The sequence below is a fragment of the Plantactinospora sp. B6F1 genome (assembly GCF_040120695.1).
GTDB lineage: Bacteria > Actinomycetota > Actinomycetes > Mycobacteriales > Micromonosporaceae > Plantactinospora.
In genome coordinates, this window is the sequence record NZ_JBEEAC010000010.1 from 1 (window position 1) to 26545 (window position 26545).

General features: G+C 69.2%; 22 protein-coding genes and 3 tRNA genes. All 25 read left to right on the forward strand.

All coding sequences use genetic code 11. The features are described from left to right. Window positions 1-203 precede the first annotated feature (203 nt). The 25 genes from ABNF97_RS15230 to rplC all read left to right on the forward strand — a co-directional run bounded on the left by ABNF97_RS15230 (window position 204) and on the right by rplC (window position 26451). A complete protein-coding gene (locus tag ABNF97_RS15230) occupies window positions 204-2690 on the forward strand; it encodes a putative bifunctional diguanylate cyclase/phosphodiesterase (protein WP_349338941.1) in 2487 nt (828 codons plus the stop codon). Between the two features lie 117 nt (window positions 2691-2807). Continuing rightward, a tRNA-Thr gene (locus ABNF97_RS15235) sits at window positions 2808-2880 on the forward strand. A 25-nt stretch (window positions 2881-2905) separates the two neighbouring features. Next, window positions 2906-2978: transfer RNA gene (locus ABNF97_RS15240), tRNA-Met, on the forward strand. Window positions 2979-3107: 129 nt separating this feature from the next. Continuing rightward, on the forward strand, window positions 3108-3275 hold the full coding sequence (rpmG, locus tag ABNF97_RS15245) for a 50S ribosomal protein L33 (RefSeq protein ID WP_007073056.1): 168 nt from the start codon (window positions 3108-3110) through the stop codon (window positions 3273-3275). Between the two features lie 207 nt (window positions 3276-3482). After that, window positions 3483-3929: an FAS1-like dehydratase domain-containing protein gene (locus tag ABNF97_RS15250; RefSeq protein WP_349338942.1), complete on the forward strand. Its 447-nt coding sequence runs from the start codon at window positions 3483-3485 to the stop codon at window positions 3927-3929. A 1-nt stretch (window position 3930) separates the two neighbouring features. Further along, on the forward strand, window positions 3931-4323 hold the full coding sequence (locus tag ABNF97_RS15255; RefSeq protein WP_130461942.1) for a MaoC/PaaZ C-terminal domain-containing protein: 393 nt from the start codon (window positions 3931-3933) through the stop codon (window positions 4321-4323). Between the two features lie 139 nt (window positions 4324-4462). Further along, window positions 4463-4535: transfer RNA gene (locus ABNF97_RS15260), tRNA-Trp, on the forward strand. A 274-nt stretch (window positions 4536-4809) separates the two neighbouring features. Then, window positions 4810-5199, forward strand: coding sequence for a preprotein translocase subunit SecE (gene secE, locus ABNF97_RS15265; protein WP_130461943.1), 390 nt, complete (start codon window positions 4810-4812; stop codon window positions 5197-5199). 38 nt (window positions 5200-5237) lie between these two features. Further along, on the forward strand, window positions 5238-5957 hold the full coding sequence (nusG, locus tag ABNF97_RS15270) for a transcription termination/antitermination protein NusG (RefSeq protein WP_130461944.1): 720 nt from the start codon (window positions 5238-5240) through the stop codon (window positions 5955-5957). A gap of 162 nt (window positions 5958-6119) precedes the next feature. After that, window positions 6120-6551, forward strand: coding sequence for a 50S ribosomal protein L11 (gene rplK / locus ABNF97_RS15275; protein WP_130461945.1), 432 nt, complete (start codon window positions 6120-6122; stop codon window positions 6549-6551). Between the two features lie 89 nt (window positions 6552-6640). Then, window positions 6641-7354, forward strand: coding sequence for a 50S ribosomal protein L1 (gene rplA, locus ABNF97_RS15280; protein ID WP_130461946.1), 714 nt, complete (start codon window positions 6641-6643; stop codon window positions 7352-7354). Between the two features lie 169 nt (window positions 7355-7523). Next, a complete protein-coding gene (locus tag ABNF97_RS15285; RefSeq protein WP_349338943.1) occupies window positions 7524-8450 on the forward strand; it encodes an ATP-binding cassette domain-containing protein in 927 nt (308 codons plus the stop codon). Next, the gene (locus tag ABNF97_RS15290) at window positions 8447-9136 is read left to right on the forward strand and encodes a hypothetical protein (protein ID WP_130461948.1); all 690 of its coding nucleotides are present in this window, start codon (window positions 8447-8449) and stop codon (window positions 9134-9136) included. Before ABNF97_RS15285 ends, ABNF97_RS15290 begins: the two co-directional genes overlap by 4 nt. Before the next feature lie 342 nt (window positions 9137-9478). Then, window positions 9479-10018: a 50S ribosomal protein L10 gene (gene rplJ, locus ABNF97_RS15295; RefSeq protein ID WP_349338944.1), complete on the forward strand. Its 540-nt coding sequence runs from the start codon at window positions 9479-9481 to the stop codon at window positions 10016-10018. Window positions 10019-10079: 61 nt separating this feature from the next. Next, the gene (rplL, locus tag ABNF97_RS15300; RefSeq protein ID WP_130461950.1) at window positions 10080-10463 is read left to right on the forward strand and encodes a 50S ribosomal protein L7/L12; all 384 of its coding nucleotides are present in this window, start codon (window positions 10080-10082) and stop codon (window positions 10461-10463) included. 660 nt (window positions 10464-11123) lie between these two features. After that, window positions 11124-14555, forward strand: coding sequence for a DNA-directed RNA polymerase subunit beta (gene rpoB / locus ABNF97_RS15305; protein ID WP_130461951.1), 3432 nt, complete (start codon window positions 11124-11126; stop codon window positions 14553-14555). Between the two features lie 178 nt (window positions 14556-14733). Beyond that, entirely contained in the window at window positions 14734-18621 is a 3888-nt protein-coding gene (locus ABNF97_RS15310; RefSeq protein ID WP_130461952.1) for a DNA-directed RNA polymerase subunit beta', read from the forward strand. Window positions 18622-18718: 97 nt separating this feature from the next. Next, window positions 18719-19066 carry a hypothetical protein gene (locus ABNF97_RS15315; RefSeq protein ID WP_130465818.1) on the forward strand — a complete coding sequence of 116 codons (348 nt, stop codon included), beginning with the start codon at window positions 18719-18721 and terminating at the stop codon, window positions 19064-19066. 478 nt (window positions 19067-19544) lie between these two features. Continuing rightward, complete coding sequence (locus ABNF97_RS15320; protein WP_349338945.1) at window positions 19545-20150, forward strand: hypothetical protein; 606 nt, start codon at window positions 19545-19547, stop codon at window positions 20148-20150. Between the two features lie 509 nt (window positions 20151-20659). Further along, the gene (gene rpsL, locus ABNF97_RS15325; protein ID WP_101368150.1) at window positions 20660-21034 is read left to right on the forward strand and encodes a 30S ribosomal protein S12; all 375 of its coding nucleotides are present in this window, start codon (window positions 20660-20662) and stop codon (window positions 21032-21034) included. Between the two features lies 1 nt (window position 21035). After that, entirely contained in the window at window positions 21036-21506 is a 471-nt protein-coding gene (gene rpsG, locus ABNF97_RS15330) for a 30S ribosomal protein S7 (protein ID WP_101368149.1), read from the forward strand. Window positions 21507-21593: 87 nt separating this feature from the next. Further along, the gene (gene fusA / locus ABNF97_RS15335; RefSeq protein ID WP_130461953.1) at window positions 21594-23690 is read left to right on the forward strand and encodes an elongation factor G; all 2097 of its coding nucleotides are present in this window, start codon (window positions 21594-21596) and stop codon (window positions 23688-23690) included. Between the two features lie 235 nt (window positions 23691-23925). Then, window positions 23926-25119 carry an elongation factor Tu gene (gene tuf / locus ABNF97_RS15340; RefSeq protein WP_130461954.1) on the forward strand — a complete coding sequence of 398 codons (1194 nt, stop codon included), beginning with the start codon at window positions 23926-23928 and terminating at the stop codon, window positions 25117-25119. Window positions 25120-25465: 346 nt separating this feature from the next. Next, window positions 25466-25774 carry a 30S ribosomal protein S10 gene (gene rpsJ / locus ABNF97_RS15345; protein ID WP_007073037.1) on the forward strand — a complete coding sequence of 103 codons (309 nt, stop codon included), beginning with the start codon at window positions 25466-25468 and terminating at the stop codon, window positions 25772-25774. Window positions 25775-25785: 11 nt separating this feature from the next. Further along, complete coding sequence (gene rplC, locus ABNF97_RS15350) at window positions 25786-26451, forward strand: 50S ribosomal protein L3 (protein ID WP_130461955.1); 666 nt, start codon at window positions 25786-25788, stop codon at window positions 26449-26451. Window positions 26452-26545 lie beyond the last annotated feature (94 nt).

A 26545-nucleotide genomic window follows, 5' to 3' on the forward strand; every position in this document is an offset into this window, starting at 1 on the left:
GGCCACGACACACACTGGCTCAACTGGCGCCGCCGTCACCAGGCCCGTGCACGCTGGTTCCACCAACGTGCACGGCTGAACCGGGACTACGCCCTGGTCAACTAGCAATTGGCGGCTGCCGTACTAGGGGCTCTTCCGCGACGCGTCGGTCCCCCGAGCATGCCTGGCTCGTCACCGGCCCGCTCGGGATCTTCGCCGTCGTCATGACGGTCGCGCTCGGCGTCCTCGACAGGGAACGCACCGGCGAGTGGGCGCTTGCCGTGCTGGTCAGGGAATCCGTTGGCGAGTGGGCACTGGCCGCCCTGGTCCTCGCCCTGGTCCTCGCCTCCGAGATGCCGATGTTCTACATCGTCATCCGGCGCCAGACGATTCCCTTCACCATCACCGAGATTCCGCTGCTCTTCGCGCTCTTCGTGCTGCCGCCGCTGACCGTCGTACTGGTCTTCACCCTGGGCTCGCTGATCGCCCAACTCCGCCGCCGGTTCGCCCAACCGAAGCTCTGGTTCAACGTCGCCAAGGCCGCGGCGGCGAGTTCGCTGGCCAGCCTGGTCGTCCTCGCCCTGCCGGACATGCGCGGGTTCGGGCCGGGGACCTGGGCCATCCTGGCCGCCGCCGTCGGCAGTCACACCCTGATGACCCTGGTCGCCGTGGCGGCGTTGATCGCAGTGATCCATGACGCCTCGGCCGGCTGGGAGATGGTCCGCTCCTCCGGACCGGGCCTGATCACCGCGGCGATCAACGTCGCCGTGGGCCTGGTCATCATGCTCTGCCTCCGTACCACCGGGTGGTCCGCCCTGCTGCTGGTGGCGCTCGCCAGCGCTCTGGCGGTGCTGTACCGGTCCTACTCGCAGTTCTTCCGGCAGCACCGGACGCTGGCCGACGTGTACGAGCTGACCAAGGCGATGAGCGAGCGCGGGCAGGACGGCACGCTGGCCGACTCGCTGCTCGGCCGGGTCCGGGCGATCATGCAGGCCGAAACCGCCACCCTCTGGCTGCCGGCGCAGGGCCGGCATCCGGAGGTACTGCTGACCGCGCGGGTCGAGGAACGCGGGCTGCTCGACATCTCCCGGACCCCGGTCATCGCCCGCCAGCGGGCATGCGAGGAAGGGCGTACGGTGGCCGCCGGCGCTCGGGTGGGCGACGACCGGGAGATCCGGGAGGCGTTGCGCGGTGCGGGCCTCAAGGAGGTGATCGTCACCCCGCTGCGATCCGGTCAGGCGGTCATCGGTTCCCTGGAGGTGGTGAACCGGCTCGGTGACACCGGCCACTTCACCGAGGCCGACCTGCCGGTCTTCGAGACGATCGCGGCGCACGCGGCGGTCGCGCTGGAGAACTCCCGGCTGGTGGACCGGTTGCGGCACGACGCGTACCACGACGCGCTGACCAACCTGCCCAACCGGCGGCGGGTGCGCGGCGCACTGGAGGAGGCGGTCCGGGTCCGCGCCCCGAACGAGGTCGTCGCGGTACTGCTCTTCGACGTTGCCGGCCTGCGCCACGTGAACGAGTCCGTCGGGCACGCGGCCGGTGACCGGGTCCTGGTCGAGGTCGCCACCCGGCTGCGCGCGCTGGCCCCCGCCGCCGCCCTGGTCGGCCGGGTCGGCAGCGACGAGTTCGTGGTGACGCTGCGGATGGAGAGCAGCGACGCCGCACTCGACCTCGCCGCCGAGCTGCGCGATCAGATCCGCGACCGGATGGTCTTCGACGTGCTGGTCCTCGACATCGACACCGTGGTCGGGGTCGCGGTGCATCCGGACCACGGGGACGACCCGGCGACCCTGCTCCAGCGCGCCGATCTCGCGGTGACCAGGGCAAAGTCGGCCCCGGACGGGATCCAGCTGTTCAGCCCCGGGCTGGAGTCCCGGTCGTCGCGCCGGCTCGGCCTCGCCGGCGACCTGCGCCGCGCGCTCGACCACGCCGAGGTGGAGGTCTACTACCAGCCAAAGGTCGCGCTGACCGACCGACGGCTGGTCGGGGTGGAGTGCCTGGCCCGGTGGGTGCACCCGGCGCACGGAACGGTGGCCCCGGAGGACTTCGTGGCGGTGGCCGAGCACACCGGCCAGCTGCCCGAGCTGACCAGGATGGTGCTCGGCGAGGCGCTGCGGCGCAGCCGCGACTGGACCAGCGGCGGCGACAGCCTCGCCGTCTCGGTGAACATCTCGCCGCGTACGCTCGCCGACCAGCAGTTCCCGACCCTGGTGCAGGGGATGCTCGCGGAGTACGGCGTCGCCCCGGAGCTGCTCACGCTGGAGATCAAGGAGGCCGGCGTACTGGACGGCACCGAACGCGCGGTGCCGGGGCTGCGCCGGCTGCGCGACATCGGGGTACGCCTCGCCGTCGACGACTTCGGCACCGGCCACTCCTCGCTCTCCTACCTGCGCCGGCTGCCGGTCAACGAGGTCAAGGTCGACCGCTCGTTCGTGCAGGGGATGGCGACCGATCCGGTGGACCTGGCGATCGTGAACGCGGTGGTGACGCTCTCCCAGCAGTTCGGCCTGGCGGTGGTGGCCGAGGGGGTGGAGAGCGAACTCACCCTGGAGCTGCTCCAGGACATCGGGTGCCAGATCGGGCAGGGCTTCCTGTTCAGCCGTCCGCTGCCGTACGAGCGCCTGGAGGCGTGGTTCGCCGCCCAGACGGAGTCCGACGCCCAGTCCGGCCCATCCGACGTACGGCGGCTGCGGGCGGTGCCCTGAGCCGCACCGCCGACCCGGGACCGATGCCCCGGTATGGTCGCCGGGGATCTGATTTCACCTCGTGCCCGGCGACGTGTACTCTTACCTCTGCGCGCCACCGGGAAAGATCGCGTGCGCGCCCCCTTAGCTCAGTCGGCAGAGCGTCTCCATGGTAAGGAGAAGGTCTACGGTTCGATTCCGTAAGGGGGCTCAGAGGGTTCAGCTGGACCCGCCACGGCGGTGTAGCTCAGATGGCAGAGCAAGCGGCTCATAATCGCTGTGTCGCCGGTTCAAGTCCGGCCACCGCTACTCTCGGGCGCCGGGCCACCCCGGAGACCGAAACGAGGGCGCCGTTGGCGCCCACTTTGCGTGTCCGCGTGGCAGGCGTCTACGCTGGTACGTCGTAGTTCAGTCCGCTAACCAGGAAGGCGCCCCGCCGTGGCCAAGGCGACCGATGTCCGTCCCAAGATCACTTTGGCGTGTGTGGAGTGCAAGGAGCGCAACTACATCACGCGTAAGAACCGCCGCAACGACCCGGACCGCATCGAGCTGAAGAAGTTCTGCCCCCGGGACGGCCGGCACACCGTTCACCGCGAGACCCGCTGACCGCGGCCGACGTCGGTCGGCCCACCAGGCACCCCAGGATCGCCGTTCCGGCCCTGGCGAGCGCGCCCTCCGAGCCCGCTCCCGCCGAGGCCCGGGCGGCGATTTCTGCATCTCCGCGCCCCGCCCCGCTCCGGCCTCCCGCTAGCTCTGTTCCGGCCGCCGGGCGGCGTCCCCGACGGCTCGCCCCGGCCGTGTAGGTTCGGCGGCATGTCCCTGGACCCGTCCTTCGTCGGCCGCAGCTATCCGCCGACTCCGCCCTACCAGGTGGGCCGCGAGAAGATCCGAGAGTTCGCCACGGCGATCGGCGCCGCCGATCCGGCGTACCACGATCCGGACGCGGCCCGGGCGCTCGGGCACGCCGACGTGGTGGCCCCGCCGACCTATCCGTTCACGATCACGATGGCGGCCAACCGGCAGATCGTCGAGGATCCGGAACTCGGTGTCGACTACAGCCGGGTGGTCCACGGTGACCAGCGGTTCCGGTACACCCGACCGGTGGTGGCCGGCGACGAGCTGGTCTGCGTCAACACGATCGAGGAGATCGTCAACCGGGGAGGGCACGGCTACATGACCACCCGCACCGAGGTGAGCACGACCGCCGGGGAGCCGGTGGTCACCGTCTGGACCAAGCTCGTCGTACGCGGAGAGGGCTGAGATGGATCTTTCACCTCGTACCTTCCGGATCACCCGCGCGGACCTGGTCCGATACGCCGGCGCCTCGGGGGATTTCAACCCCATCCACTGGAGCGACCGGTTCGCCGGCAAGGTCGGGCTGCCCGGGGTGATCGCGCACGGCATGCTCACCATGGCGCTGGTCGGGCGGGCCGTCACCGACTGGGCCGGCTCACCGGACGCGGTGGTGGAGTACAACGTCCGGTTCACCCGGCCGGTCGTGGTGCCGGACGACGACGAGGGCGCCGAGATCGAGGTGAGCGCCACGGTCCGGGGCGAGCCCGAGGACGGACTCACCCGGCTCGACCTGACCGCCACCTGCCAGGGGGAGAAGGTGCTGGCCCAGGCGCGGGCGGTGATCCGCACCCCGGCCTAGCTCCGTGGCGGAGAAGCTCGACGGGGCTCGCTGGACACACCGGTTGGGAAACTCGTGCCTCTACCCGTACACTGGTCCGCCGTGGGGCAAGTGGCCTCTACTCAGGCGTGCGTACCTGAGTGGGTCCAGCTACCCCCACAGGGGTGTAGCTCAATTGGCAGAGCAGCGGTCTCCAAAACCGCAGGCTGCAGGTTCAAGTCCTGTCACCCCTGCGCCTACGGCCTGACCGGTCCCGGGATCGGCGTCGCCACCACGGTGGCGACCGGCTCGTGTTGGTGGCATCGGCGGGGTCGAGCCGAGGCGGTTCGTCCGCCCGGTCCGCTCCCCGACGGAACCGCCGGCCGCGGGCCGTTCCGGGGACGGTCGTCCGGAGGTTCGGTCGAGGGCGGTCGGCGCCCGCGACGGGACTCCGGATTCCGGCCGGCGTGAAAAGCGCAGCGCGCGCCCACCGGCGTGCGTACCAACCACCCGGCGACGGAGGGCGAAGTGGCCGAGAAGAATCGGCGCGACGAGGACGACAACGACCGTCTCGACGACGAGATGATCGACGACGTTGTCGACGATGACGCCGACGACGAGGCGGACGAGCCGGTCGGGCGTGGTGGCACCGCCATTCGCGAGCGCACCAAGGCCGACTCGGCGGACAGCAGGCCCAAGACCAAGCCAGAGGGTCGGGTCGGAATATTCGGCCGGCTTGCCCGGTTCTTCCGCGAGGTCGTGGCGGAGCTGCGTAAGGTCATCTGGCCGACCCGTAAGGAACTGCTGACCTACACCGCCGTGGTGGTCGTGTTCGTCGCCGTGGTGCTGTCGATCGTGGCCGGGCTGGACTACGCCTTCGCCCGCGGCGTGCTGTGGGTCTTCGGCGGCTCCAGTTGACCACCTGCCCCACCTGATAGTGACGGAAGTGAGCGAGCGTGCCTGAGTACGACGAGACCGCCGAGACCCCGGACGAGCAGTCCGCGGTGGCGACGGCGAGCGGTACCGAGTCGGTCGAGGCCGCCAACGAATCGGAGTTCGCCGCTGGCGAGGCAGCGGACGAGGAGTACGACCCGGTCGCCGAGCTGCGCCAGAAGCTCCGCTACGCGCCCGGTGACTGGTTTGTGGTCCACTCGTACGCCGGTTACGAGAACAAGGTCAAGACGAACCTGGAGACCCGGATCACCAGCCTCGACATGGAGGAGTTCATCTACCAGGTCGAGGTGCCGACCCGGGAAGAGGTCGAGGTCAAGAACGGCAAGCGCCTCCAGGTCCAGAACAAGGTCTTCCCGGGCTACATCCTGGTCCGGATGGAGCTGACCCCGGAGTCGTACTCCTGTGTGCGCAACACCCCCGGGGTGACCGGCTTCGTCGGCGCGACCGACCGGGCCGACCGGCCGGCACCGCTCTCGCTCGACGAGGTGCTCAAGTGGCTCGCCCCGGCGGTGGAGACCGAGACCAAGAAGGCGAAGCCGGAAGTCAAGGTGCTCGACTTCGAGGTCGGCGACTCGGTCACGGTGACCGACGGCGCCTTCGCGTCGCTGCCGGCCACGATCAGCGAGATCAACGCCGACCAGCAGAAGCTCAAGGTCCTGGTGTCGATCTTCGGTCGGGAGACTCCGGTCGAGCTTAACTTCAACCAGGTCGCCAAGATCTGATCGACGGGCGCCCGGGGCTCCCGGCCCGGGCCGACCTCGGCGCGTCGCCCAGCCGGTGCTGCGTTACTCTTGAACGTCGCCCGCGACGCAGGCGCGCTTGACCGTGCGCGCCGACGGACGACGTCAGGTGCAGTTCCTCACGTTTCAAGCCCAGGAAGAGACATGCCTCCGAAGAAGAAGCTCGTCAAGACGTTCACGCTTCAGCTCCCGGCGGGCCAGGCCACCCCGGCGCCGCCGGTCGGCCCGGCGCTGGGCCAGCACGGCGTCAACATCATGGAGTTCTGCAAGTCCTACAACTCGCAGACCGAGTCGCAGCGCGGCGACATCGTGCCGGCCGAGATCAGCGTGTACGAGGACCGGACCTTCACCTTCGTGCTGAAGACCCCGCCGGCCGCCCGACTGCTGATAAAGGCTGCCGGCGTGCAGAAGGGCTCCGGCGTCCCGCACAGCCAGAAGGTCGGCTCGATCAGCCGCGCCCAGTTGCGCGAGATCGCCGAGAAGAAGATGGCCGACCTGAACGCCAACGACGTCGAGCACGCCGAGAAGATCATCGCCGGCACCGCCCGGTCGATGGGCATCACGGTCAAGGAATAGTCCTCCTCCCCACCCCTACCGGCACGATCAGTTCGTGGGAGGGCGGCGGCACGCCCGCGGCCCGCCAGACACCACAGGAGTAATTAGATATGCAGCGCAGCAAGAGCTACCGCAAGGCCGCCGAGGCCATCGACCGGGACAAGCTCTACACCCCGGTCGAGGCCGTACGCCTGGCCAAGGGGAGCAGCACCGTCAAGTTCGACGCCACGGTCGAGGTCGCGATGCGCCTCGGCGTCGACCCCCGTAAGGCCGACCAGATGGTCCGGGGCACGGTCAACCTGCCGCACGGCACCGGCAAGACCGCCCGCGTGATCGTCTTCGCGGCCGGCGCCAAGGCCGACGAGGCGACCGCCGCCGGGGCGGACGTGGTCGGCACCGACGAGCTGGTCGCCCGGATCCAGGAGGGTTGGCTGGACTTCGACGCGGCGATCGCCACGCCCGACCAGATGGCCAAGATCGGTCGGATCGCGCGGATCCTGGGCCCGCGCGGTCTCATGCCGAACCCGAAGACCGGCACGGTGACCATGGACGTCACCAAGGCCGTCTCGGACATCAAGGGTGGCAAGATCACTTTCCGGGTGGACAAGCACTCCAACCTGCACCTGATCATCGGCAAGGCGTCGTTCTCCGAGACCCAGTTGGTCGACAACTACGCCGCGGTGCTCGACGAGGTGCTCCGCTCCAAGCCGTCCGCGGCCAAGGGCAAGTACCTGCGGAAGATCACCCTCACCACCACCATGGGCCCGGGCGTTCCGGTCGACCCGAACGTGGTGAAGAACCTGCGGGAGTCGGCCGAGGCCTGAGCCTCGACCGAACCGGTCGGTCCCGTCCGACGCGGGGCGCCCAGCGAAGTTTCGCGGGCGCCCCGCGTCTGCGTTCCGGGTGCATGACGGGCTTCGGTCGTTTGCCGCCCCATCCACCGGGGCGCCACGGGTCCCACGGGCCGGGCGACGCTGTGGCACTCTGCAACCCGTGCGACTGGAACAGGTCTGGCTGCGGTACGGCGTCCGCGCTCCGTGGGTGCTGCGCGCGGTCGAGGCGGAGATAGCCCCCGGGCAGAGCGCCGTGGTGCTCGGCCGCAACGGTGCGGGCAAGTCGACGCTGCTCCAGGCGGCGGTCGGCGTACTGGATCCGACCCGGGGCGTGGTCCGGGATCGGCCCCGGACGGTCGGCTGGGTGCCGGAGCGGTTCCCGGCGGACCAGCCGTACACGGTCGTCCAGTACCTGACCGGGATGGGCCGGGTCCGAGGACTCTCCGGCGCGGCGGCGGCCCGTACCGCGACCGGCTGGATCGAGCGCCTCGGACTGGCCCCGTACCGCGAGGTCCGGCTGCCGGCGCTCTCCAAGGGCACTGCCCAGAAGGTGGGGCTGGCCCAGGCCCTGCTCTGCCCGCCCGGTCTGCTCGTCCTGGACGAACCGTGGGAGGGGTTGGACGCGGCCACCCGGGAGCTGGTCCCCGAACTCATCGGGGAGGTGCTCGCCGACGGCGGCGCGGTGCTGGTCAGCGACCACCGTGGCGAGACGGTACGGCTGCCGGACGCCGTGCGGTGGAGCGTGGCCGACGGGACCGTGACCGTACAGCCCCCGGCCGCCGCCGAACAGCGGGTCGACGACACCTCCGCCGGCAGTGCCTCCGCCGGGACTCCGGTCGCCACCGACCAGACCGTCGCGGGGGCAGGAACCCTGGTGGTGGAGATCGCGGTCTCGACCGCCCGGGCGTTGGAGACGGTCGCCGCGCTGCGCCGCGCCGGCCACCGGGTGCTCGGGGTACGACGCCCCGCCGAACCGCCAGCCGCTGCCGACGGTGCGGCCACGCCGGCCGGCGAGCCCGACGGGGGCGACGGGCGGTCGGCGGATCCACCGGCTGCCACGGAGGCCCTGGAAGGTGGGGCGGCATGACCGCGCTGGCCCGGATGCGACTGGCGGGCTTCGTCCGGACCGCCCGAGCGCTGCCACCGCTGATCGCCGGGCTGGTCGCGCTCACCGTGCTGTACGGGGGCGGTGCCGCACAGGCCGCCGAGGCGTACGGTGTCTCCGCCGTGGTGCTCTTCCCGGTCCTGGCCTGGCAGACGAAGCTCCTGCTGGACACCGAGCCGGACACCCAGCGCCGGCTTGCGGTGGTCGCCGCCGGACGCCGCGCGGAACTGGCCGGCGGAGTACTCGCCGCCGGGCTGGCCGGGCTGGCCCTGATTCCGGTCGCGCTGCTGCTGCCCTGGCTGGTAGGCGGGGTGACCGGGCCGGAACGCGACGGCGACCTGCCGCTCGCACTCGGCCTGACGATCGGGCTGTGGGCACACCTGCTGGTCCTGCCGGCGGCCGTCGCCCTGGGCGCGCTGGCCAGCCGGGCGGCCGCCAGCAGCCCGCTGTACGGACTGGCCGCCCTGGTCGGCGGGGTGGTCGGGGTGTACGTGTTCGGACTGAAGGACTCCCTGCTGCCGTGGGTCGCCCCTCCGGTACTCGCCGTCGCCCGGGCCAGCACCGCCGGACCGACCGGTGGTTCGGTGCTGCTGTTGACCGGGCACGCCCTGTTCTGGAGCGCGACGGCACTTGCCGGTTACGCCCTGCTGCGCCGTCGCCGGACGTGATCGGCGCGCGGGGCGGACGTGAGCCGGACCACCTCGGGTGATTTGGTCGTCACGGCCGGCATCCCGTACTCTGATAAGCCGGTCAGGCTAGCTTGGCCGACGTTTTACCCAGAGACCGCTGGTCACCGTGCCCCGGCACGGTCGAAGGTCCCGCTCGACGGGCGGCCCGCGCAGGGAGAGACGGTAGCGTGCCAGGTCGTGTCCACATGACCTTCCCCGCCCCGTGCGCCCTGCGCCGGGGCTTTCTCGTTGTGGCGGAACCTCCGAGCGCACCCGGGCTCCGACCGCGCCCGGACGGCCGGTCGGGCCGTGGCCAGCCTGGAGCAACGAGAGAGGAGGGACATGGCGGACAAGCCGGTTCGGGCCGACAAGGCCACCGCCGTCGCCGAGCTCACCGAATACTTCCGCAACTCGGGAGCCACCGTGCTGACCGAGTACCGCGGGCTGACGGTTTCCCAGCTGACCCAGCTGCGCCGCTCGCTGGGTCGGGACACGACCTACGAGGTGGCGAAGAACACGCTGGCCAAGCGTGCCGCGACGGATGCTGGCATTGCCGGCCTCGACGAGCTGTTCACCGGTCCTACCGCGCTGACCTTCGTCTCCGGCGACGTGGTCGAGGCGGCGAAGGGTCTGCGGGACTTCGCGAAGGCCAACCCGAAGCTCGTCATCAAGGGTGGCGTCTTCGAGGGCCGGGCGATCACCGCGGACGAGGTCAACAAGCTCGCCGACCTCGAGTCCCGTGAGGTGCTGCTGGCCAAGATGGCCGGCGCGATGAAGGGCAGCCTGAGCAAGGCCGCTGCCCTGTTCCAGGCGCCGCTGGCGCAGACCGCCCGCCTGGCGGCTGCCCTGCAGGACAAGCGTGAGAAGGAGGGGCAGGCCTGAGCGGCCAGCCCTCCGGTACCCCGATATTCGTGTAAGAGATTAGGAAAGGACGCCAGACACCATGGCGAAGCTCAGCACCGAAGAGCTGCTCGACGCGTTCAAGGAGATGACGCTGATCGAGCTCTCGGAGTTCGTGAAGCAGTTCGAGACCACCTTCGACGTGACCGCCGCCGCGCCGGTGGCCGTCGCCACCGGTGGCCCGGCGGCCCCGGCTGCCGAGGCCGAGCCGGAGCAGGACGAGTTCGACGTCATCCTGGAGGCGGACGGCGGCAAGAAGATCCAGGTCATCAAGGTCGTGCGCGAGCTGACCGGCCTGGGTCTGAAGGAGGCCAAGGACCTCGTCGAGGCCGCGCCGAAGCCGGTCCTGGAGAAGGCCAACAAGGAGGCCGCCGAGAAGGCCAAGGCCAAGCTGGAGGCCGAGGGCGCGAAGGTCACCCTCAAGTAGTTTCCGCAGTACGTCGCCGAGGGGCCCGTACCCCCACTCTCCGCTCCGCCGAGCGGGGTGCAGCGGAGGTACGGGCACCGCGGCGGCCCGCGTCGGCCGAGTGACCTGACGCACAGAAGTGTCGCCGACGGGCGGCGATCCGGCGCCGGATCGCCGCCCGTCTCCGTCCGCTGACTGGCTGCGACCGTGGATGATCAGGGCTTTGGCGCCTCGGACGGCTGTCGCCGGCCCGTCCGGGCGGTCAGGCTCGGGTGGCGACGCGGGCAAAGACGTCGCCCGACCCGGGCATCAGCCCTTGACGCGACACGAACCGGCAGGCACGCTGACATCAGCAAGACCTTCCGCGCTTGCGACGGCCGACACCTGGGTAAGGGCCAACGGCAGCACCACGAGCCGCCGGTCACTACGAGGCCTAGCGGGATGCGTGCGGGACGTGTGAGCGCGCTCGGCGCGCGCCGACCGACGGTTGGCGACACGTTCTGCAACGCCCTGCCGTGGTGGGCTGGACAGCGGTTAGCCGCTCGGCTACACTGCTAGTTTGCGCTGCCTTCCGACTTGACCCCTGCTCGGAATGTCCAGTTTTGGGCGTTTGGAGTGGGGCCATTGGAGTGCACGCGTGACAGCCGCATCTAGCAGCACCGGTCCTCGGAAGGACGCATCTTGGCAGCTTCCCGCCCTGCGAAGACCAGTCGTACGTCGAGCGCTTTCGCGCCCCGCCGAATCTCCTTCGGCAGGATTACCGAACACCTCGAGGTCCCCAACCTCCTCGCCATCCAGAACGAGTCGTTTGACTGGCTGGTCGGCAACGAGGCTTGGCAGGGCCGGTCGGCCGACGACCCGCACGCTCGATCGGGTCTCGCCGAGATCCTCGACGAGATCAGTCCCATTGAGGACTTCTCCGGCACTATGTCGCTCTCCTTCTCCGCGCCCCGCTTCGACGAGGTCAAGGCCTCGATCGAGGAGTGCAAGGAGAAGGACCTGACCTACTGCGCCCCGCTCTTCGTGACCGCGGAGTTTACCAACAACACCACCGGCGAGATCAAGAGCCAGACGGTGTTCATGGGTGACTTCCCGATGATGACGCCGAAGGGCACCTTCATCATCAACGGCACCGAGCGCGTGGTGGTCAGCCAGCTCGTCCGGTCCCCGGGCGTCTACTTCGACAAGCAGCCGGACAAGACCTCCGACCGCGATCTCTCCAGCGTCAAGGTCATCCCGAGCCGGGGTGCCTGGCTGGAGTTCGACATCGACAAGCGCGACACCGTGGGTGTCCGCATCGACCGTAAGCGCCGGCAGGCCGTCACCGTCCTGCTCAAGGCGATCGGCTGGACCAACGAGCAGATCCGTGAGCGGTTCGGCTGGTCCGAGCTGATGATGACCACCCTGGAGAAGGACCACATCGCCGGGGTGGACGAGGCGCTGCTCGACATCTACCGCAAGCTCCGGCCGGGCGAGCCCCCGACGCGGGAGAACGCCCAGACCCTGCTCGACAACCTCTTCTTCAACCCGAAGCGGTACGACGTCGCCAAGGTCGGCCGATACAAGTTCAACAAGAAGCTCGAGCTCGACGTGCCGATCAACACCGGCACGCTGACCGAGGACGACATCGTCGCCACCGTGGAGTACCTCTGCCGGCTGCACGCCGGTGAGGAGGGCTACGAGGCCGACGACATCGACCACTTCGGCAACCGCCGGCTCCGTACCGTGGGCGAGCTGATCCAGAACCAGGTTCGGGTCGGCCTCTCCCGGATGGAGCGGGTGGTCCGGGAGCGGATGACCACCCAGGACGTCGAGGCGATCACCCCGCAGACCCTGATCAACATCCGTCCGGTGGTGGCGGCGATCAAGGAGTTCTTTGGTACGTCGCAGCTGTCCCAGTTCATGGACCAGACCAACCCGCTGGCGGGGCTCACCCACCGGCGTCGGCTGAGCGCGCTCGGCCCGGGTGGTCTGTCCCGGGAGCGGGCCGGCTTCGAGGTTCGGGACGTGCACCCGTCGCACTACGGCCGGATGTGCCCGATCGAGACGCCGGAAGGCCCGAACATCGGCCTGATCGGTGCCCTGTCGACCTTCGGCCGGGTCAACCCGTTCGGCTTCATCGAGACGCCGTACCGCAAGGTGGTCGAGGGCCGGGTCACCGACCAGATCGACTACCTGACCGCCGACGAGGAGGACCGGTTCGTCAAGGCGCAGGCCAACACCGCGCTGCGCGCGGACGGCACCTTCGCCGAGGACCGGGTCCTGGTCCGCCGGAAGGGTGGTGAGGTCGACTTCGTCGCGCCCACCGCCGTCGACTACATGGACGTGTCGCCGCGCCAGATGGTGTCGGTCGCCACCGCCATGATCCCGTTCCTCGAGCACGACGACGCCAACCGGGCGCTGATGGGCGCGAACATGCAGCGCCAGGCGGTGCCGCTGGTCAAGGCCGAGGCGCCGCTGGTCGGCACCGGCATGGAATACCGGGCCGCGGTCGACGCCGGCGACGTGGTCGTCGCCGAGGTCGGCGGCGTGGTCGAGGACCTGTGTGCCGACTACGTGACGGTGCACCAGGACGACGGCCACCGGCGTACCTACCTGCTGCACAAGTTCCGCCGCTCGAACGCGGGCTCCTGTGTCAACCAGAAGCCGATCGTCTTCGAGGGCGACCGGGTGGAGGCGGGCCAGGTCATCGCGGACGGTCCGTGCACCGACGACGGTGAGATGGCCCTCGGTCGCAACCTGCTGGTCGCCTTCATGCCGTGGGAGGGCCACAACTACGAGGACGCGATCATCCTGTCGCAGCGCCTCGTCCAGCAGGACTCCCTCACCTCGATCCACATCGAGGAGCACGAGGTCGACGCCCGGGACACCAAGCTCGGTCCGGAGGAGATCACCCGGGACATCCCGAACGTCAGCGAGGAGATGCTCGCCGACCTCGACGAGCGCGGCATCATCCGGATCGGCGCCGAGGTCGTCACCGGGGACATCCTGGTCGGCAAGGTCACCCCCAAGGGTGAGACCGAGCTGACCCCGGAGGAGCGGCTGCTCCGGGCGATCTTCGGCGAGAAGGCGCGTGAGGTCCGGGACACCTCGCTGAAGGTGCCGCACGGCGAGACCGGCACGGTCATCGGGGTACGCACCTTCAGCCGGGAGGACGGCGACGAGCTGCCGCCGGGTGTGAACGAGCTGGTCCGGGTCTACGTGGCACAGAAGCGGAAGATCCAGGACGGTGACAAGCTCGCCGGCCGGCACGGCAACAAGGGCGTCATCTCGAAGATCCTGCCCATAGAGGACATGCCCTTCCTCGAGGACGGCACCCCGGTCGACATCGTGCTCAACCCGCTCGGCGTGCCGAGCCGGATGAACATCGGCCAGGTGCTGGAGACCCACCTCGGGTGGGTCGCCAAGACCGGCTGGCAGGTCCAGGGCGACGACGCCGACTGGAAGCGGGCGCTGCGTGCGATCGACGCGGACTCCTCCGAGCCGGACACCAACGTGGCGACGCCGGTCTTCGACGGCGCCACGGAGGCGGAGATCTCCGGTCTGCTCTCGTCGACCCTGCCCAACCGGGACGGCGAGCAGCTGATCGGCGCGAGCGGCAAGGCACGGCTCTTCGACGGACGTTCCGGCGAGCCGCTGCCCGACCCGATCGCGGTCGGCTACATCTACATCCTCAAGCTGAACCACCTGGTCGACGACAAGATCCACGCTCGGTCGACCGGCCCGTACTCGATGATCACGCAGCAGCCGCTGGGTGGTAAGGCGCAGTTCGGTGGCCAGCGGTTCGGCGAGATGGAGTGCTGGGCGATGCAGGCGTACGGCGCCGCGTACGCCCTGCAGGAGCTGCTGACGATCAAGTCGGACGACGTCCTCGGCCGGGTCAAGGTGTACGAGGCGATCGTCAAGGGCGAGAACATTCCCGAACCGGGCATCCCGGAGTCCTTCAAGGTGCTGCTCAAGGAGCTGCAGTCGCTGTGCCTCAACGTGGAGGTGCTCTCCAGCGACGGTGTGGCTCTGGAGATGCGCGAGACCGACGACGAGGTCTTCCGGGCCGCGGAGGAACTCGGCATCGACCTGTCCCGGCGTGAGCCGAGCTCGGTCGAAGAGGTGTGAGGTGCGTGGTGGGTTCGGGGCGGCGCGACCCGCTCCGGCGCGGGTTCCGGGGCGCGATGCAAAGCGGGTGCGCCGGAACTCGCGAGGTCAGGCTTGATCCCTGACCGGGTTACGCCGCCCCGAACCCCCAGCCCCGGTGAGCTAGCAGTGAAACGACACGACACGAGGGACATATAACGTGCTCGACGTCAACTTCTTCGACGAGTTGCGGATTGGCCTGGCCACCGCCGACGACATCCGTCAGTGGTCGCACGGCGAGGTCAAGAAGCCTGAAACGATCAACTACCGCACCCTGAAGCCGGAAAAGGACGGGCTCTTCTGCGAGAAGATCTTCGGTCCGCAGCGGGACTGGGAGTGCTACTGCGGTAAGTACAAGCGGGTGCGGTTCAAGGGCATCATCTGCGAGCGCTGCGGCGTCGAGGTGACCCGTTCCAAGGTGCGCCGGGAGCGGATGGGGCACATCGAGCTGGCCGCGTCGGTGACGCACATCTGGTACTTCAAGGGTGTGCCGAGCCGGCTGGGCTATCTGCTCGACCTGGCCCCGAAGGACCTCGAAAAAATCATCTACTTCGCGTCGTACGTGGTGACCAGCGTCGACGCGGAGGCGCGGCACCGTGACCTCGCCACGGTGGAGAACGAGATCCTGGCCGAGAAGCGGCAGGCCGAGAACAGCCGCGACTCGGAGATCGAGAAGCGGGCCGCCAAGCTCGAGGCCGACCTGGCCGAGTTGGAGGCCGAGGGTGCCAAGGCCGACGTACGGCGCAAGGTCAAGGAGGGCGGAGAGCGCGAGATGCGCCAGATCCGCGACCGGGCGCAGCGCGAGATCGACCGCCTCGACGAGGTGCTGGACACCTTCCGCAAGCTGGAGCCGAAGCAGTTGGTCACCGACGAGCTGCTCTACCGCGAGCTGCGGGACCGGTTCGGCGAGTACTTCACCGGTGGGATGGGCGCCGAGGCGATCAAGGCACTGGTCCAGAACATGGACCTGGACGCCGAGGCGGAGAACCTCCGCGAGATCATCCGCAGCGGTAAGGGCCAGCGGAAGATCCGGGCGCTCAAGCGGCTCAAGGTCGTGGCGGCGTTCCTGAACACCCGCAACTCGCCGCTCGGCATGGTGCTGGACTGCGTACCGGTGATTCCGCCGGACCTGCGCCCGATGGTGCAGCTCGACGGTGGCCGGTTCGCGACCTCGGACCTGAACGACCTGTACCGCCGCGTGATCAACCGGAACAACCGGCTCAAGCGACTGATCGACCTCGGCGCGCCCGAGATCATCGTCAACAACGAGAAGCGGATGCTCCAGGAGGCCGTGGACGCGCTGTTCGACAACGGCCGGCGTGGACGGCCGGTCACCGGCCCGGGCAACCGGCCGCTGAAGTCGCTGTCGGACATGCTCAAGGGCAAGCAGGGCCGGTTCCGGCAGAACCTGCTGGGCAAGCGGGTCGACTACTCCGGTCGTTCCGTGATCGTGGTCGGTCCGCAGCTCAAGCTGCACCAGTGCGGTCTGCCCAAGGGCATGGCGATCGAGCTGTTCAAGCCGTTCGTGATGAAGCGGCTGGTCGACCTCAACCACGCGCAGAACATCAAGTCCGCGAAGCGGATGGTCGAGCGGCAGCGGCCGGTCGTCTGGGACGTGCTGGAGGAGGTCATCGGCGAGCACCCGGTACTGCTGAACCGGGCGCCGACCCTGCACCGGCTGGGCATCCAGGCGTTCGAGCCGCAGTTGGTCGAGGGCAAGGCGATCCAGATCCACCCGCTGGTCTGCACCGCGTTCAACGCGGACTTCGACGGCGACCAGATGGCGGTGCACGTACCGCTCTCCGCCGAGGCGCAGGCCGAGGCACGGATCCTGATGCTCTCCTCGAACAACATCCTCAAGCCGGCGGACGGCAAGCCGGTCACCATGCCCACCCAGGACATGGTCATCGGTCTCTACCACCTGACCCACCTCACCTCGGGCGAGGCCGGCGAGGGCCGGGTGTTCAGCTCGGACGCCGAGGCGCGGATGGCCTTCGACAACGGTGAGCTGCACCTGCAGGCGCCGGTGAAGATCCGGCTGCGCGGCGTGGTCGAGGTCGACAACGGCCCCGGTACGTCGCCGTGGACCGCGCCGGAGGGCTGGGTCCCGGGTGAGCCGGTGACGGTCGAGACCACGCTGGGGCGGGTGCTGTTCAACGAGACCCTGCCGCCGGGCTACCGGTTCGTCAACTACGAGATCCGCAAGGGGCAGCTCTCCGCGATCGTCAACGATCTCGCCGAGCGGTTCCCGAAGGTGGCTCTGGCCGCGACGCTCGACGGGCTCAAGGAGGCCGGTTTCCACTGGGCAACCTGGTCCGGCGTGACGATCGGCATGGAGGACGTCATCGCGCCGCCGCGCAAGCGGGACATCCTGGAGCGGTACGAGAAGGAAGCCGAGCGGATCGACAAGCAGTACCAGCGGGGTCTGATGACCGCCGAGGAGCGTCGCGGCGAACTCATCGAGATCTGGACCAAGGCGACCAACGAGGTCGCCAAGGAGATGGAGACGGCGCTGCCGCAGGAGAACCCGCTGTGGAAGATGATCAACTCGGGTGCTCGCGGTAACCTGCTCCAGCTCCGTCAGATCGCGGCGATCCGTGGTCTGGTGGCCAACCCGAAGGGTGAGATCATCCCGCGGCCGATCAAGGCCAGCTACCGGGAGGGTCTCTCCGTGCTGGAGTACTTCATCTCCACGCACGGTGCCCGGAAGGGTCTCGCCGACACGGCGCTGCGTACCGCCGACTCGGGTTACCTGACCCGTCGTCTGGTGGACGTCTCGCAGGACGTGATCATCCGCGAGGAGGACTGCGGCACCGACCGCGCCATCCCGATGCAGATCGCGACCCAGCTCGACGGCCGGCTGGTGGCACACGAGCACGTGGAGACCAGCGTGCACGCCCGTACCCTGGCCGACGACATCAAGGGCGCCGACGGCAACCTGGTCGCCGAGCGGGGCGCGGACATCAACACGATCCTGGTCGACAGGATCGTGGCGGCCGGGGTGGACACCGTGCGGGTCCGCAGCGTGCTCACCTGCGAGTCCAAGCTCGGCGTCTGCGGGGCGTGCTACGGCCGCTCGCTGCCGACGGGCAAGACCGTGGACGTCGGCGAGGCGGTCGGGATCATCGCCGCCCAGTCGATCGGTGAGCCGGGCACGCAGCTCACGATGCGTACCTTCCACACCGGTGGCGTGGCCGGTGAGGACATCACCCAGGGTCTGCCCCGGGTCCAGGAGATCTTCGAGGCCCGGATCCCGAAGGGCAAGGCGCCGATCGCCGACACCCCGGGCCGGATCCGGATCGAGGACGGCGAGCGGTCGCGCAAGATCATCGTGGTGCCGGACGACGGCAGCGACGAGATCGTGTACGACAAGATCTCCAAGCGGGTGCCGCTCCAGGCACACGACGGTGATCACGTCGACGTCGGCCAGAAGCTGACCAAGGGCACCATCGACCCGCACGAACTGCTGCGGATCCTCGGCCCGCGGGCGGTCCAGGTCCACCTGACCCAGGAGGTCCAGGAGGTCTACCGGTCGCAGGGTGTGCTCATCCACGACAAGCACATCGAGATCATCATTCGCCAGATGCTCAAGCGGGTGACGGTGATCGACTCCGGCGCGACCGAGTTCCTGCCGGGTGTGCTGGTCGACCGGGCACTGTTCGAGTCGGAGAACCGCCGGCTCGTCTCCGAGGGCGGCGAGCCCGCGGCGGGTCGGCCGGTGCTGATGGGTATCACCAAGGCCTCGTTGGCCACCGACTCGTGGCTGTCGGCGGCGTCCTTCCAGGAGACCACCCGGGTGCTCACGGACGCGGCGATCCACGCCCGGAGCGACTCGCTGATCGGTCTCAAGGAGAACGTCATCATCGGTAAGCTCATCCCGGCCGGTACCGGCATCAGCAAGTACCGCAACATCCGGGTCGAGCCGACCGAGGAGGCGAAGGCCAAGGTCTACTCGATGACCGGTTACCCGGAGACCGACTACGGGTTCGGGCCGGCCAGCGGCCAGGCGGTGCCGCTGGACGACTTCGACTTCGGGTCGTACCGCTGACGCAACACGTGGACGCCCCGCCCGTCGCAGGACGGGCGGGGCGTCGCGCTTTCCCGGCCGGCTGTCCCAGGTTGGGTAGGCTGGCGTGGTGACCGCCATGCCGGCCGCCGGCCCGGCCACCCGCCATCCGCTCGACCCGGATCCGGTGCCCTCCACCAAGTCACGGACGGTTTTCGCCCTCGGCCTGATGGCGCTGCTGACCGGCCCACTGGTCGGGGGCATCGTCCCGGCGACGGTGGCGATGCTGCTCGCGCGGCAGGCCCGCCGGGAGGCGTACGCCTCGGGGGGTTATCTGACCGGCGCGGCCTGGCTGCGCCGCGGCGAGCGGCTGGCCTGGGCCGGAGTCGCGCTGGCCGCGACCGCGGTGGTGGTGGCGACCGTGATCGGCGTGGTCAGGCTGGCCGACGGTTCGGTCGGCCAGGACTTCGCGCCCGGGGTCGACTGACCATAATCCGGGCCGGTGGCGATTGGCCGCGCGGCGGTAACCTGACCTTGGCACGATGTGTCGGACCCGGTCGACGGATCATCCTCGGCCGGTCGATCCCGCCGTGGTTGGCGGCTCGGTGGTTTCCAGGGGGAGTTCCGTGACGGAGGAGGCGCAGCCACCCGGGGTGGAGCGTGCGGCGGACAAGACGCCGGGGGAGGCCGCCGGGACGCCGGGGGAGGCCGCCGGGCACGAGCCTCGCTATCACGAGCCCTCGTACACGTTGCCCACGGCTGCCGTGGGATCGCCGACCGGCGGTCCGGCAGAGCCGACCGGGGCGGCCAGCGAATGGTCCCGCCCCGCGCCCGCTGGATCCGGTGCCGGGCCGGGACCTCACGGCACGGTCTGGTCCGGGCCCCCTACCGCCCCGACATCGGCGCCCCCGCCCGCCGGGCCGATCCCGACCGCGCACCCGTCCCCGACCGCGCACCCGTCCCCGGTGACAGCCGGCGTTGTCGGGTACCCGGTGGCGGAGCCGCTCCGGGCCGCGACGACGGGCGGTGGTGTGCCGATGGCGTACTCCGGGACGACCGGGCTGGCCGGCGGCGGCGCAGCGACCGGGGTGCCGGCGCCGCCCCGGGAGTCGCTGCGGGCACCCAGCCGGGTGGATGCGGTCCCGGGTACGCCGTTCGGTCTGGTGCACCTCGAGGTTGCCCCGGTGACGTCGGGCCCGGCGGTGGCCTCGCTGGTGACCGGGGGCGGATCCGTGCTGGTCGCCTTCACCTCCGGTTGCCTCGGGCTCGCCGGCAGCAGTCCGGCGGACTGGGGTGGCTGGGTGGCGGGCGCCTTCGCGCTGCTCGCCGGGCTGCTCGGCGTGGCCGGAGTGTTGCTCGGCGAACTGGGGCGCCGGCAGACCTCGCCCACCGGCCGGGCGCCCTGGCCCGGTCGCCGCCGGGTCGCGCCCGGGGCGGCACCGGGTCCCACTGCACCGCCGGTCCGGTTCACCGGGAGGGGCCTGGCGATCGCCGGCCTCAGCTGTGCCGGCGCGGGCCTGGCCCTGACGGTGGTCGCGCTGGTCGTGGCGGTGCTGCTGCAACTGGGCTGAGCGCCTCGCGGAGGGTCGGCGGGACGAGTGGCTTGTCGGCTTGCCGGGCCGACGGGCCGAGGGCGGAATCAGCCGGTACACTTGAAAACCGGCAGTGCTTCTCGGGAGCGACGCGGAGATCCGGGCCTGGCCGGAGGTTGGTGGACAACCTCTGGAGTCCTGTTTTGACGTGCCCACTCACGGTAGGTACTCTTTCCTCTCGTGCCCGGGCCTGCCCGGGCAACTCGTGCGTGTGCCCGAGTCCACGTGGTGGCAATCGACACGTGGTGACAATCGAGCAACCCACGACAAAGTCGAAACGAGTCGGCTACGCCCGAGCGGCGTGTCGGCGAGCTGGGAATCCGGCGTCGACGAGTGGCGGCGGGAACCGTGAGCGGGCGACACGCCCGACCGCGGGTGCCGGGACCGTACCGACGCGGCCCTGGTGGGAAGGTAAGAGAGCCGTCCATGAGGACGGCTAAGACACACGGCGCGGTCGCAGAGGGCGGCCGAAGGGAGCGGAAAACCCGGTGCCCACGATCCAGCAGTTGGTCCGCAAGGGCCGCCAGGCGAAGACGAGCAAGACCAAGACGCCGGCGCTGAAGGGGAGTCCTCAGCGGCGCGGCGTGTGCACGCGCGTGTACACCACTACCCCCAAGAAGCCGAACTCCGCGCTGCGCAAGGTCGCTCGGGTGAAGCTCAGCAGCCAGATCGAGGTGACCGCCTACATCCCGGGCGTCGGGCACAACCTCCAGGAGCACTCCCTCGTGCTGGTCCGCGGTGGCCGGGTGAAGGACCTTCCGGGCGTGCGTTACAAGATCGTCCGCGGTTCGCTGGACACCCAGGGTGTCCGCAACCGCAAGCAGGCCCGCAGCCGCTACGGCGCGAAGAAGGAGAAGAGCTGACATGCCGCGTAAGGGCCCTGCTCCGCGCCGGCCGCTGGTCGCGGACCCGGTGTACAACTCCCCGCTGGTCACCCAGCTGGTGAACAAGATCCTGCTCCGCGGCAAGCGCCAGCTCGCCGAGCGCATCGTCTACGAGGCCCTGGAGGGCTGCCGGGAGAAGTCCGGCACCGACCCCGTGGTCACGCTCAAGCGGGCGATGGACAACGTGAAGCCGACCCTGGAGGTCCGCAGCCGCCGGGTAGGTGGCGCCACCTACCAGGTGCCGGTCGAGGTCAAGCCGCAGCGTGCCACCACCCTGGGCCTGCGCTGGCTGGTCACCTACTCCCGGGCCCGCCGGGAGAAGACGATGGTCGAGCGGCTGATGAATGAGCTGCTGGACGCGAGCAACGGTCTTGGCGCCGCCGTGAAGCGGCGTGAGGACACCCACAAGATGGCTGAGTCCAACAAGGCCTTCGCGCACTACCGCTGGTAACGGCCATCCGGGTTCCGGCGCGGTCTGCCGCGCCGGCGCCCGGCACCGGTCGCGATCACACTGACGAGACGACAAGTAGGGATTGAAGTGGCCGCCGCAGACGCGCTCGCCAACGTACGCAACATCGGCATCATGGCGCACATCGATGCCGGTAAGACCACTACCACCGAGCGGATCCTGTTCTACACCGGCATCACCTACAAGATCGGCGAGACCCACGAGGGCGCCGCCGTCATGGACTGGATGGAGCAGGAGCAGGAGCGCGGTATCACCATCACCTCCGCCGCCACGAAGTGCGAGTGGAAGGGCCACACGATCCAGATCATCGACACGCCCGGCCACGTCGACTTCACTGTCGAGGTGGAGCGGTCGCTGCGCGTCCTGGACGGTGCGGTCGCGGTCTACGACGGTGTCGCCGGCGTGGAGCCGCAGACGGAGAACGTCTGGCGCCAGGCCGACAAGTACAACGTCCCGCGGATGTGCTTCGTCAACAAGATGGACCGCACCGGCGCGGACTTCTTCCGCTGCGTGCAGATGATGATCGATCGGCTCAACGCCACGCCGCTGGTCCTGCAGCTGCCGATCGGCGTCGAGTCCGACTTCATCGGCGTGGTGGACCTGATCGGCATGCGCGCCCTCACCTGGCGCGGGGAGACCCAGAAGGGTGAGGACTACGCGATCGAGGAGATCCCGGCAGAGTTGGCGGAGAGCGCCGCCGAATGGCGCGAGAAGCTGCTGGAGACCCTTGCCGACGTCGACGACTCGGTGATGGAGAAGTACCTGGAGGGCGAGGAGATCTCCGCCGAGGACATCCACGCCGCCATCCGGCGTGCGACCGTCGCCGGCAAGGCAAACCCGGTGTTCTGCGGCACCGCGTTCAAGAACAAGGGCATACAGCCCATGCTCGACGCGGTGGTCGCCTACCTGCCGTCGCCGCTGGACATCCCGGCGATAGAGGGTACTGCGACCGACGGCGAGACCCCGATGCAGCGCAAGCCCTCCACGTCGGAGCCGTTCTCCGGTCTCGCCTTCAAGATCCAGACCGACAAGCACCTGGGCAAGCTGACCTACTTCCGGGTCTACTCCGGCGTGGTCGAGTCCGGGTCCCAGGTGGTCAACTCCACCAAGGACCGCAAGGAGCGGGTCGGCAAGATCTACCAGATGCACGCCAACAAGCGGGAGGAGCGCAGCTCCGCCAAGGCTGGCGACATCATCGCGGTGCAGGGTCTGAAGCAGACCACCACCGGCGACACCCTCTGCGACCCGGCCAACCCGGTCATCCTGGAGTCGATGACCTTCCCGGAGCCGGTCATCGAGGTCGCGATCGAGCCGAAGACCAAGGCCGACCAGGAGAAGCTGAGCACCGCCATCCAGCGGCTCGCCGAGGAGGACCCGACCTTCCGGGTGAAGCTCGACGAGGAGACCGGCCAGACGGTCATCTCCGGCATGGGTGAGCTGCACCTGGACATCCTGGTGGACCGGATGCGCCGCGAGTTCAACGTCGAGGCGAACATCGGCAAGCCGCAGGTGGCGTACCGGGAGACCATCCGCCGCAAGGTGGAGAAGATCGAGTACACCCACAAGAAGCAGACCGGTGGTTCGGGGCAGTACGCCCGGGTCATCGTCAGCCTCGAACCGCTGCCGCTGGAGAACGACTCGCCGACGTACGAGTTCGCGAACGCGGTCACCGGTGGGCGGATCCCGAAGGAGTTCATCCCCTCGGTGGACGCCGGTGCCCAGGACGCCATGCAGTACGGCATCCTCGCCGGCTTCCCGCTGGTGGGCCTGAAGCTGACCCTGCTCGACGGTCAGTACCACGAGGTCGACTCCTCGGAAATGGCCTTCAAGATCGCCGGCTCGATGGTGCTCAAGGAGGCGGCCCGCAAGGCCGACCCGGCACTACTCGAACCGATGATGTCCGTCGAGGTCACCACGCCCGAGGAGAACATGGGCGACGTGATCGGCGACCTCAACTCCCGCCGAGGCATCATCCAGGCGATGGAGGAGCGCAGCGGCGCTCGCATCGTCCGGGCTCTGGTGCCGCTGTCGGAGATGTTCGGCTATGTCGGCGACCTGCGGTCGAAGACCCAGGGCCGGGCTAGCTACAGCATGCAGTTCGACTCCTACGCCGAGGTCCCCGCGGGCGTGGCGAAGGAGATCATCGCGAAGGCGACGGGTGAGTGAGCGGAAACGCGCACTGATCCGGGGCCGGGCCGGTGATACCGCGAGCGCGGCGGGCGGGTAATCTCGCCCGCGGCGTCCACGGGCCGGGCTGCTAGACCGGGCCTGAAGGTTTCACCGCCGCAAGACCCACATGACTTCCCGGCCGGGAACCTCGGTCGGAAAGGCTGTCGACAGAGTCCTGAGCGCCGAATGGCGTGCCGGGCGTACGAACCAAGAAGTCCACAGGAGGACACCAGTGGCGAAGGCGAAGTTCGAGCGGACTAAGCCGCACGTCAACATCGGCACCATTGGTCACATCGACCACGGTAAGACGACGCTGACGGCGGCCATCACCAAGGTCCTGCACGACCAGTACCCGGAACTGAACCCGTACACGCCGTTCGATCAGATCGACAACGCGCCGGAGGAGAAGGCGCGGGGTATCACGATCTCGATCTCGCACGTCGAGTACCAGACCGAGGCGCGGCACTACGCACACGTCGACTGCCCCGGTCACGCTGACTACATCAAGAACATGATCACCGGTGCCGCGCAGATGGACGGCGCGATCCTGGTGGTGGCCGCGACCGACGGCCCGATGCCGCAGACCCGCGAGCACGTGCTGCTGGCCCGTCAGGTCGGCGTGCCGTACATCGTCGTGGCGCTGAACAAGAGCGACATGGTGGACGACGAGGAGCTGCTGGAGCTCGTCGAGCTCGAGGTCCGCGAGCTGCTCTCGTCGCAGGAGTACCCCGGCGACGACCTGCCGGTCGTGCGGGTCTCGGCGCTGAAGGCCCTGGAGGGCGACCCGGAGTGGACCGGGCGGCTCCTGGAGCTGATGACCGCGGTCGACACCGCGATCCCGCAGCCCGAGCGCGAGACCGACAAGCCGTTCCTGATGCCGATCGAGGACGTCTTCACGATCACCGGTCGGGGCACCGTGGTCACCGGCCGCGCCGAGCGTGGCGTGCTCAAGCCGAACGAGGAGGTGGAGCTCGTCGGTATCCGCGAGAAGTCGCAGAAGACGGTCTGCACCGGCATCGAGATGTTCCGCAAGCTGCTCGACGAGGCCCGCGCGGGCGAGAACGTCGGCCTGCTGCTCCGGGGCATCAAGCGCGAGGACGTCGAGCGCGGCATGGTGGTCGTCAAGCCCGGCACCACCACCCCGCACACGGAGTTCGAGGCGACCGTCTACATCCTCTCCAAGGAGGAGGGCGGCCGGCACACCCCGTTCTTCCAGAACTACCGTCCGCAGTTCTACTTCCGGACCACGGACGTTACCGGCGTCGTCACGCTGCCCGAGGGCACCGAGATGGTCATGCCGGGTGACAACACCACGATGTCGGTCAAGCTCATCCAGCCGATCGCGATGGAGGAGAACCTCAAGTTCGCGATTCGTGAGGGTGGCCGGACGGTCGGCGCCGGGTTCGTCACGAAGATCGTAAAGTAATTCAGGTAACCCCGATTAGCGTTGCCGTGCGGTAGTACGGCATACTGGTCAGGTTGCGTACCGGCGGGGTGGTTGGCTGCCCAGCAGTCAACCACCCTTGCTGGGCGTCCGGAGGTAGTTGATCTATCTTCGGCGCCCCGATATTTCCCGCACGGGTGGGACCGCCTCGGACTTTCCGGGAGTGGAGTCCGGCCTCGGGGTGCGACACGCCCGACCGCGGGGGTCGGAAAGCACGGGAACTGGGCAGCGCCCGAGCCCGGCATGGAACATCCCGCTCCCCTCCGGGAGAGCGGCTCCGCTGGAGCGGGCGGGACGGACAAGGCGAAGAGAAGGAACAGAGGCCACCATGGCGGGACAGAAGATCCGCATCCGGCTCAAGGCGTACGACCACGAGGTGGTCGACTCCTCGGCGCGCAAGATCGTTGAGACGGTGACGCGTACCGGGGCTCAGGTCGCGGGCCCGGTGCCGCTGCCCACGGAGATCAACCGTTTCTGCGTGATCCGTTCGCCGCACAAGTACAAGGACTCGCGTGAGCACTTCGAGATGCGCACGCACAAGCGTCTGATCGACATCATCGACCCGACCCCCAAGACGGTCGACTCGCTCATGCGCCTCGACCTGCCGGCTGGCGTCGACATCGAGATCAAGCTGTAGGGACCGGACTAATGGACAGGCAAGTGAAGGGCATCCTGGGCGCCAAGCTCGGCATGACCCAGGTCTGGGACAACAACAAGGTTGTCCCGGTGACCGTGGTGCAGGCCGGACCGTGTGTCGTCACCCAGGTCCGCACCGCTGAGAAGGACGGCTACTCCGCGGTCCAGCTGGCGTACGGCGTGGTCGACCCCCGGAAGGTCAAGAAGCCGGTCAGCGGCCACTACGCCAAGGCCAACGTGGCGCCGCGCCGGCACATCGTCGAGTTGCGCACCACCGACGCTTCGGACTACGAGCTGGGCCAGGAGGTCAGCGTCGACGCGTTCCCCGTGGGCACGGCGATCGACGTGACCGGCCGGACCAAGGGCAAGGGCTTCGCCGGTCCGATGAAGCGGCACGGCTTCCACGGTCTGCGCGCCAGTCACGGTGTCGAGCGCAAGCACCGCTCGCCCGGCTCGATCGGCGCCTGCGCGACCCCGGGCCGCGTCTTCAAGGGCACCCGGATGGCCGGCCGGATGGGTGGCGCGCGCTACACCGTGCAGAACCTCACCATCCAGGCGGTGGACCCCGAGAACAACCTGCTGCTGGTCCGCGGCGCCATCCCCGGCCCCAAGGGCGCGCTGGTGCTGGTCCGCTCGGCCGCGAAGGTCTTCGCGAAGAAGGGCGGTGCGGCCCAGTGAGCGCGAGGAGCGAGCGTTTCGAGGCGGCTCACGTGGCACGCGCCCGCGCCGGGATGCGAGTAGAGCTTGCGGGCCCCGCAGCCGCGAACGGAGG